The following is a 9,353-nucleotide window of genomic DNA, read 5'->3' on the forward strand; positions in this document are numbered from 1 at the left end:
ATCACTTACCGTTCTTGAAATTGGCGACACATCCTTGTGTCGCGAGAAACTCTAGGTTAATCAGAGTTTCCTATAAATTAATTCACGTCTATTTAGTTCAATACTCGATCTTCACTCTCTCATTCTTTACGCTTTTCCGACCGCGAATGCTTCTGTAATTGTTGATCATCAAATCGTTAAAAATCCAATCTCGTCTCTGTTGAGCTTAGCTACACTTCTTATCATTACTTTTTTGATAATTTCGTGTATAAACAACTTTTAATTTAGAGAAAAACAAATAATAAAACACGGGTTTTACTCTGTAAAACATCAATACCTAGAATAATAATGACGGAGAGTTTGCATGCCTCAATTCTTTGCTAACACAGTCAAAACCACGCTAGCGAGTGTGTTAACCAGCCTAAGCTGCGCCGCTATGGCTTGGGAACTGCCCGGCACACACACGGTTGAGTTGATAACCAATCAAGATAAGGTCTTTGAATTAGGTAAGCTCACCGTTACTTCAGACAAAAACAGCCAAGGTGAATATTTGTTCACGTTTACGCCTAAAACGGGTTCTTATGAAGTCTATTTCTTATCCATGCGCAATTTTGACTGCGTTACGGGCGACGTTGAAGTATTTTGCCACGTAATCTATCCCTACGAATATTCAAAAGTTATCTCAGAGACAAACTTAACTTGGCTTGAGCACAGCTTTTTATTTATGCACAAGTCTCCCAGTGAGTTTTCGGCGAAGTTGTGGAATGGTGTTATTTATGAAATGCAAATTACCGACAATGGAATTGAAGGTTACGCACAAGCGGTAGATTTAAATGTAATTAGCTCGCCGCCCGATGAAGGCGTTGCCCCCTACGGTGATGGATCAAATACCGATATTGGTGAACGCTCCAGTATTAATCCGCAATCGCGCGAATTTAATAGAATTCGAATTTATTAAAGGAAACTCTGATTAACCAGAGTTTCTCGCGACACAAGGATGTGTCGCCAATTTCAAGAACGGTAAGTGATTGAAATTGTGAAGAAATTGGAAATCGCATTTTCAATTTCTGTCCTCTAATTAAATCATGGATGAGTTAATCAGAGGTTCCTAAACATACAGCGCTCTGGTGAAATCATGGTTACCTAAATCGGACGCTTTTAGAGTTTGCGATGATTTAGTCTCGTTCAAATCGATAATTTTTACGCAAAAAAAGAGGCCTTTCGGCCTCTTTTTAGTACAACACATTGGTACTGACATGCGTTTATTTTGGTATTAATAGAATCCAAAATACTTAAAGAATTTGCGAATTTTTCGTTCAATCTTTTTCGCTTTACCGCGATTTTTCGCGTCCATTTCCAAGCTAACTAACACAGGGTTATGGTCAGAACTGCGATAAGGTCCTACCGAGGTGAAATCAATTAAATCACCGTTGGCAGGATTATAGAACGCAAGTGCTTGGTCGTAAGTTAACTGGAACAACTCAGTGGTGTTGATATCCCAATGCGTTACATCAACTGTGGCATCGGCCGCAGCAGGCGTCGCTAACACATGATCGAGAGCACCGATTTGGTCAGCGCCAAAGAAGTAGAACGAGTAACCCTCTGGATCAAAGGTATCGCGCAATGGAATATAACCAAAGGTCTCAGTTACCGGTACAGAAACGCCACCATCAAGCTGGGTGTTAACCGCAGTTACAATGGTATAGCCGCGTTCTTCTGGGGTGTATTCGGTAAGTACTGCTAGAGGATCTTCCTGGCTGTAGCTGTTTAGATCGCCCATGATTAACAGTTTTTCAGGCAAGTTCATCGCATCAAGCGCATTACCTAAGGTTACCGCCGCAGATACACGGAATGCGTTACAGCTGCCTTGAATGGAATCTAACGCCGTTGGGTTAACGTCATCTTCAAAACAAGTTGAGCCTTTTGATTTAAAGTGGTTAATCGCTAGCGCGAATTGATCACCAGTGGCGCGGTGACGGAAACTTTGTACCAAGGTATTACGTTGGCCAACAAAACGACCATTATTATCTTGCGATGGCAATGCAATACCGCGTAATCCGCCACGGGCAATTACTTTACGATGTTTGTAAATGATCGCGTTAGTAATGGCATCGGTACCGGTAATGGTTTCGTCGTCAGAACGAGCGAAACGATACACACGATCACCCAGTTGCGCGTTGATCGCATCAACCAATTGACGAATAGCACTGTCGTCGCCAAAGCCATCGTTTTCAACTTCGATCAAACCAATAACATCGGCGTCCAAAGCAATAATAGCGTTAACAATTCGAGCTTCTTGTAACGCGAACTCTTCTTCGTCAGCTGCACCACGGTTGGCTGGGTAGTCGAAGGTTACACTACCGTTGTCCAGTACAAGGCCATTAAAGTAGTTCAACACGTTAAAACTTGCGACAGTAACATCGGCAGGAATTAAATCAGGCGCCGCGGTACGAGTAGATGCAATTGAGAAGGTCTCTTTTACTGGGTTGATGCGATAGTTACCAAAAGAGAACATCACAGGACCAGTAGCAGAAACCGTTTCACCTACGCGAGGAGCGTTATCGTAATTCAAACCATCAAATTCTGGTGTTGAGTAATAGCTGATTTCATCTGGGAAGGTTCGACCATTATTGTCGTCAATCAACAAAATGTTCGCACTGGCATTAGCAACAGCCGCGTCATATTCAGGGCTGAACGGCGCACCGGCTTCGGTTGGAGTTAACTTAACAGAATCACTCAAGAACATTTCACCAAAGCGGGTGAAATTATCAAGGCTATAGATTGTTGCGTCGGTAACGGTTGCAACCATGCCTTCTACGGTTTCAAGATCAAGTTGACCTTCGTATGGCATTGGAATAAATGCAGGAATGACAGACTCAGCCGCAACACCACAATCTAATTGTTGCTCGGCGGTGATTTGACTGTTGTTAAAGAATTCTGAAGGAACACCCAAAACACGAGCGGTATCACCAACTTCTAACTCATCTAAAATGGTTGCAAAAACGAAGATACCTTCAGACGTTGCCGCATTACCATCAGAATCGCTAGGTTCTTCTTGTAGGAAATAACCATTATCACGTAAACCAGTGATAATACCTTCAACAACTACAGTATCTGTAGTGGTAACGCTTGCGCCATCACCTTGAATAGCACTGATCAAAGTCGCATCGCTAAAACACGCGCCAATCTCAACCGGTGGCGGAGTGTCGTCGTCATCATCGCCGCCGCCGACAGTGGTAAAGGTTGCCAAAGGCAAAGGATTGGCCGCTGTGGCGTTGCTGGTTTCACCATCGTAGGCGTTTGGCCCGCTGAAACTCCACTCAGTAATATCAAAAGTGCTGCTTGCCACCGAACCACTTAAACGATAAGCCCAACCGTCTAGGTATTCCCACGGTTGGCCGGTGCCATCAACGTCTACTTCACCGAACAAATCGACAACACTGCCGTTAAAGAACAACTCAATAGCGTCATCACCATTAATGCTCGCCGAACCGGATTCAAAAACAAACTCAGGCGTTACACCAAAAAAATCCGAAAAAGAAACGCTGTCGGTAACAACATATACATAACTGCCAGCACTCAAACTAACCGGAGAAAAGGTGAACTCTTGACCGTCGCTACCACCGCCGTTATTTGCCGAACCAAGGCCGTACAATGACGCATCGGCAATGTCTTCGGTTACATAAACTTCGTAGCCTTTAGGTAAACCACCGGGTAAAGGGCCGTCAAATATTCCTGTTAATACCATGCCGGCGCTGGCGCCCATACTCAACGAGAGTAAGGGTGCTGCCACGACTAACTTTTTCATGTCCATGGAAGATTCCTTTAAATAATTATTCAAGCGTTATTACAATCGTGCTGAACAAACACCACAAAGACAAATTCAACCGCTCCTACTGTTGAATCTTATTCAGCACTGACTATTTTGATCGTGAATTCGGGGTATTGAAGTATAACTGTTAGAGCCCCCTTATAGATAAGAATACATTGTGGGTTTTTCTAACATATGACGGTTTTAAGACAAGAAGACGTAATAAGAGAACGTGAATCGTTGATTAAAAATAAAAAACTTTGACTAACCCAAAGCTGCTAGCGACACCAAGAAGTGTCGCCAATTTCAACATCAAAACATTATTGCAGAACTAACGTTATTAAGCATGGTACTTTAATTTTCTAGCGTGTATTTAATGCAAAGGTTTTAATCAGAGATTTTACGAATTGTATTCACACAGGTAACCAACACAAAACTCACGTACATTAATAAATACCAAGCAATCAACTTTGAAAAAGAAACCAACTGCCAACCCTGCTGTTGATTGGGATAAACCCACACACTTGCATAGGTTGATATATTTTCGGCAAACCAAATAAATAACGCCACTAAAAACCAACCTAACAACAACGGCATGGCGCGATACTGTTTATCGACTCGAAAATAAATATTGGATTTATAAAAACAACCAACAATCAACGCTAATATAATCCACCGAAAATCCACAATAAAATGATGCGTAAAAAAATTCGCATACACCAACAGAGCTAAAATAAGTGTTATTCCAAAACGTGGATAATAATCAAAGCGAAAATCAAAAATTCGCCAAATTCTAGCAATATAACTACCCACAGCGCTGTACATAAACCCCGTGAACAAGGGTACATTACCAATACCCAAAACATAATCTTCTGGATACGTCCAAGAACCTATTGCGTCAGAAGTTTTAAACAACTCCATAAGCGTTGCAACAATGTGAAAAATCACAATAACCAACGACTCGCGCAACGTCTCAAGCTTAGTTGCCAACAAAAAAAGCTGAAAAACCACCGCTGACAAAAAGATAAAATCGTAGCGATGTAACGACTCAAAGGGATACCAAATCTTAGTTACAATAATAACCCCTAACAAAAACCCACCAAACAAACACGCATAAGCCTGCTTCAAGCCAAACAACCAAAATTCCCAAACAAAACGCTTAACCTTTTCCACAACAGCAATCCATATAATCAATCTAAGCGCCGTTTTTGCGAATTCCACGCAAAAACTCTTATAAAAAGTCCGCAGGCATGTAACAAGAAAAAAGTGTTAGCAATAAAAACAACTCAAGCTACTTTTTAAGCCTCGTTACAACAATAAATTATAGCATCAACCAAGTTTAATTTCGCAGAACTATAAAATAATTTCTTAAAATAGGAACAATCCAAAAACTCCTTATTTCTCAAAAAACTAGATGGAAATTTCCATCTAGTTCTTATTGAAAGAGCGTTTTAGCATTTTCTTATTCAAAATAACAAAACCAAATAGGGAATCTAAAATGAAACGAGAATTAATTTATTTACTGTCGGGTAGTTTATTACTATCTGGCTGCGGTGGCTCGAAGGGCCAAAGATCACCAGAAACAGCACAGGGAGTTTTTTTAGATGAGGCTGTGGAAGGGCTTACCTATGTTTCTGGTGAGCAAACAGGTGTTACCGATGAAAATGGTACCTTCACTTACGAGATTGGTAGCGAAATAATTTTCAGTATTGGGGATATTATAATTGGTAGTACACTTGGAGCCCCAATAATTACGCCGGTAGATTTGGTGACAGATGCCGAAGACGAAACCGATCCAACAGTCACCAATATCGCTCGATTTTTACAAACGCTGGATGACGACGCTGACCCATCCAACGGTATCCGTATAGTTGAAGGCGTTAGCGACGCTGCGATTAATATAGAAATCGATTTCACCTTGAGCGTGGCAAACTTCACCGAAGATGGCCAAGTGCAAACAGCTATTACCGATTTAACAACGTTCACTACAGCCGGAGCACGCAACCTAGTATCCGTGCTTAGCGCCCAAGCCCATCTTAGTACGACATTAATTAGCCAGTTTGCCGGGCAATATCAAGGTACTTTTCTCGGTGAGGAGGATGGTGAGAGCTTTGGTGGCAATTATACCTTCACGATTAATGCATCGGGAGAGTTAATGGGAAGTGGTACCGGTGATGATGGTCCGTTTGGTTTCGGAGGAAGTATTAATAGCCGTGGTGATGCTACAGCCGCGGGTGCGTCTGGTGGCGTATTTGGGGAAGCAACAACATTTCAAATTTCCATCTCAGAAGACGGATCTTTCACAGGAACATTTCAAAATACTGTGGAAGGTTTTGAAGGCACTGTTGAAGGCAATCGCAGTTAAATTCTAAACCAACTAACTGCAAATACATTAATAATTATAAGCGGGCCATTTACACCTCTGTAAAAATTTCACTGACCGGATGAAAAGGAATTCACCGGAACTTTTAATTTCCGATAGCCTCGATAAAAGCCTTGATCAAGACATCAATAACAACAAGCACTTTTCATAACCCAATGTTTACTAGAGAGTGGAACCTAATTAAACCTGCTATATAAAACAATCTCTCCCTAGATACATCGCCAAATTTCACCCTCAACCTCTCAACTACGTTACCGGCATACTTGTATTGTATGTTTGCTTTTTCAGCAGCCCTCTTTAATGGAATTCCTTCGGCTAAAAGAAGTAGTAGTTGCTTTTCTGTAAAGGAGAGTTTTTTCAAGAAAGGCAGATAAAAATTAGCTTGGTACTGCGGCGTTAAAATAATACGATCGCTGAAGATTCGGCACAACCGACTAAACAATTGTATTCGTTCATCAAAAAGCTTATCGAAATAATATTTTTCTTCGGAGCTAGTAATACTAACACCAGCAATACTATCGCCATTTTTAAAAGTGGGAATAGAAATAGCGTTTTCAATTTGATAATCGGATCTGGCAATCTCAATGAGTCTCTTTTCGTCCCTATCCACTCGTCTCTGTTCAACTGCTTGCCACCAATGAACAGGCTTCAGATCATTATTCAAAACGCATTTAATGACAAAGTCGTGCTCACCCAGATTATCTTCCTCGTACTGGGAAATAAATCCGTCACTGAAAGTATCAGACTTAACAAACACTGGCGAGTTTTCTTGTAGATTATTTAAAACAACAGGAGGAATATAGGTATAAGAAACGCCCTCAAAACCCAACTGATTGGCGACAACTTCTAACGAGTGGAATAAATCAGACATGGTTTTAGAATTATCAAGAGACTCAATAAAATCCAAAACCATGTTGGCGTAAGCATTACTTCCCTGTAAAGAATTTACATCCGTATTCATAATTTTTTTACAATTGAGGTTTAACTAAGACCAAAAAATTCATACCTCCAAGATAAAACTTTTGATGGCATGATTCAACATCAAATCCAACCGACAAACATTCTCGTGCCAAATCTCCCATACTAATAAAACTGGCTGTATTATTATGCGCGAGAGATTCATTGTGCTGCTTAAAAATATTCCAAAAAGGATGCCTAACAAGTTCTCGCCGAGAATGCTCTAATAATGCCGCTATATTAATAGCTTGATTAGCCGTTGCCAAAACAAATTTCCCACCCGGCTTTAATAATGCATATATATTTTTTAGTTTTAAAATTGGATCAGTCCAAGAATAATAACTCATTATGGAGACAGCACTATCATAGGTACCGTCGCAATAAGTCTCAATATCCCCTACAACCGCATTAAAATTATCGCAATTGAATAACGAAATTGTATTTTTTGTTGATTCGACCATTGAAATAGATAAATCTATTCCGGTATAACTGGTAATATTACGATTACTCATTAAATACGAAACCAACTTACCTGTTGCACAGCCAATATCAAGTACATTACCGTTTAATTGCTGAGCGCATTCAACATAAACCTCATGTTGAACAAATGTTGTTACTTGTGCGTGACAATTAGCGTATTGATTCCAATCTTCTATTTGATAATTAGGACAAGCATTAGTCATAACTACCTCCTAGTCGAACTCGAAATTGAATATCTCGATCTTCATCGGTCCAAAAGATATTCTCAAAATTTTGAAAAACAGCCCCTAAGGGGCTGTTGTTAGAAAATGTAATAATTGGTGCGTTCTGGGTAGGAGACATAATCGGCTTCATGATACACATTATTGGCGACATGATGCTTCTCATAATCGGGCCCATGATACGCATAATAGGCGACATGATGTTTTTCATAATCGGGCCCATGATACGCATAATAGGCGACATGATGTTTTTCATAATCGGGCCCATGATACGCATAATAGGCGACATGATGTTTTTCATAATTGGGCCCATAATGCGCATAATCGGCGACATGATGTTCTTCATAATTGGGCCCATAATGCGCTCGTCAAGCTCTAATTTCGACGTTAATGCAGTATTGGAATCTACCGGCAGAGTCATGGTTGAAACTCTATTTATTAAGTCAGTTAAATACATGGTTATACTTCCTAAATGAATAAATTTTGAAAATTCCCAGAGCCGGCTTCTGAGAGTTCATGCCCAATTAATCTCGGACATTCACATTTCAACTTTTTTTAAAGCAAAATAAAATTAAACGTGGGTTCGGTAACCAAAAATCGCTTTCCGAACATTTCGGAACTCGCCAGAACCCAAAATAAATATTTAAAAACAACACCTTATGGCCGTCGACACTACAACTAAATATGTTGTTTCACCTACGTACAGGTACCTATTTGAATCTAACCAACTGGCGCAGGGTTATTCATTCAGTGCAATAATTAAGGATTTGTGCGAAGAACAGTTTTCAGACTTAGAAGGAATTCCGTCAGACGATGTACTCAAGAATTTTTTTAAACAAAAATTCTCATATCGATTGCGATCGCCTTTACAAGATAAATACCCAAACCTAATAAGTGCTGGCACATTCAAAAAATGGATAACTCAACTTTATTCAGGTGAATTAGATACAGACCAGCCATTGTTAATGATGCATTGGGCATCATGCAGATTGTTAGAAAGAGAAGAAAAGAGTGGTACAAGAAATCTACCGGAATTCAATGAATTCATTTTAGCGGTAAGACCAGCAGATGAAGACCCAATTACAGATGGTGAAAACGTATTTTATGGAACGTCTAAGTCACCGAGCAGAGGTGCATTACTTCAGTTAGAAGACTGTAACAATATTGTAAAAATTAGAATTACCGACACCCAATATCAAGGCCACCAAAATAATCTAAAAGATTCGGTCAAGATCGAAGTTAAATCCCAAAATGCTCAAACAGACTTATCCGATGTACATACTGCCGAACTATCGGATGCAAGAGATAATTACTTCTCTCATTTACAGAAAATTGCCTTAACCATTTCGTTATTATCGATTTTAACAATAATGCTTGGTTACTACTATTACAACAATAGCAACAATCAGCCAAACGATAATTCAGTAATTGACGCCAGTAAGAACACTTGGTTTCAAGTAATAACTGCAATCAATTATGCAGCAAGTAAATCTACTCGCTGCCCTAAAAATAATTCATTCGG

General features: G+C 40.0%; 8 protein-coding genes. 3 read left to right on the plus strand and 5 right to left on the minus strand.

Going from position 1 to position 9,353, the window contains the following annotated elements; genetic code table 11:
• Positions 1-343 precede the first annotated feature (343 nt).
• Positions 344-937: a hypothetical protein gene (locus tag ACYQ28_RS18555; RefSeq protein WP_460052770.1), complete on the plus strand. Its 594-nt coding sequence runs from the start codon at positions 344-346 to the stop codon at positions 935-937.
• A 315-nt stretch (positions 938-1,252) separates the two neighbouring features.
• Here ACYQ28_RS18555 and ACYQ28_RS18560 read toward each other — a convergent pair whose 3' ends face one another.
• Together ACYQ28_RS18560 and ACYQ28_RS18565 are read right to left on the minus strand one after the other, a co-directional pair.
• Positions 1,253-3,793 carry an ExeM/NucH family extracellular endonuclease gene (locus ACYQ28_RS18560; protein ID WP_460052768.1) on the minus strand — a complete coding sequence of 847 codons (2,541 nt, stop codon included), beginning with the start codon at positions 3,791-3,793 and terminating at the stop codon, positions 1,253-1,255.
• Positions 3,794-4,177: 384 nt separating this feature from the next.
• Positions 4,178-5,011 (minus strand): DUF817 domain-containing protein, encoded by an 834-nt coding sequence (locus tag ACYQ28_RS18565; protein WP_460052765.1) that lies wholly within the window; start codon positions 5,009-5,011, stop codon positions 4,178-4,180.
• A 277-nt stretch (positions 5,012-5,288) separates the two neighbouring features.
• Between ACYQ28_RS18565 and ACYQ28_RS18570 the strand changes: the two genes are divergently transcribed.
• On the plus strand, positions 5,289-6,155 hold the full coding sequence (locus tag ACYQ28_RS18570) for a hypothetical protein (protein WP_460052763.1): 867 nt from the start codon (positions 5,289-5,291) through the stop codon (positions 6,153-6,155).
• A gap of 163 nt (positions 6,156-6,318) precedes the next feature.
• On the opposite strand, the gene ACYQ28_RS18575 is transcribed toward ACYQ28_RS18570, so the two are convergent.
• From ACYQ28_RS18575 to ACYQ28_RS18585, 3 genes are read right to left on the minus strand one after another with little or no spacing between them, the layout of a single operon-like run.
• Positions 6,319-7,134, minus strand: coding sequence for a helix-turn-helix transcriptional regulator (locus ACYQ28_RS18575; protein ID WP_460052762.1), 816 nt, complete (start codon positions 7,132-7,134; stop codon positions 6,319-6,321).
• A 7-nt stretch (positions 7,135-7,141) separates the two neighbouring features.
• Positions 7,142-7,813 (minus strand): class I SAM-dependent methyltransferase, encoded by a 672-nt coding sequence (locus ACYQ28_RS18580; RefSeq protein WP_460052759.1) that lies wholly within the window; start codon positions 7,811-7,813, stop codon positions 7,142-7,144.
• On the minus strand, positions 7,806-8,252 hold the full coding sequence (locus ACYQ28_RS18585; RefSeq protein ID WP_460052757.1) for a hypothetical protein: 447 nt from the start codon (positions 8,250-8,252) through the stop codon (positions 7,806-7,808). The genes ACYQ28_RS18580 and ACYQ28_RS18585 overlap by 8 nt, the downstream gene beginning before the upstream one ends.
• Before the next feature lie 238 nt (positions 8,253-8,490).
• Between ACYQ28_RS18585 and ACYQ28_RS18590 the strand changes: the two genes are divergently transcribed.
• Positions 8,491-9,353, plus strand: an 863-nt coding sequence (locus ACYQ28_RS18590) for a hypothetical protein (protein ID WP_460052756.1), incomplete at its 3' end; no start/stop codon positions are given.

Source organism: Sessilibacter sp. MAH1, from assembly GCF_054658315.1.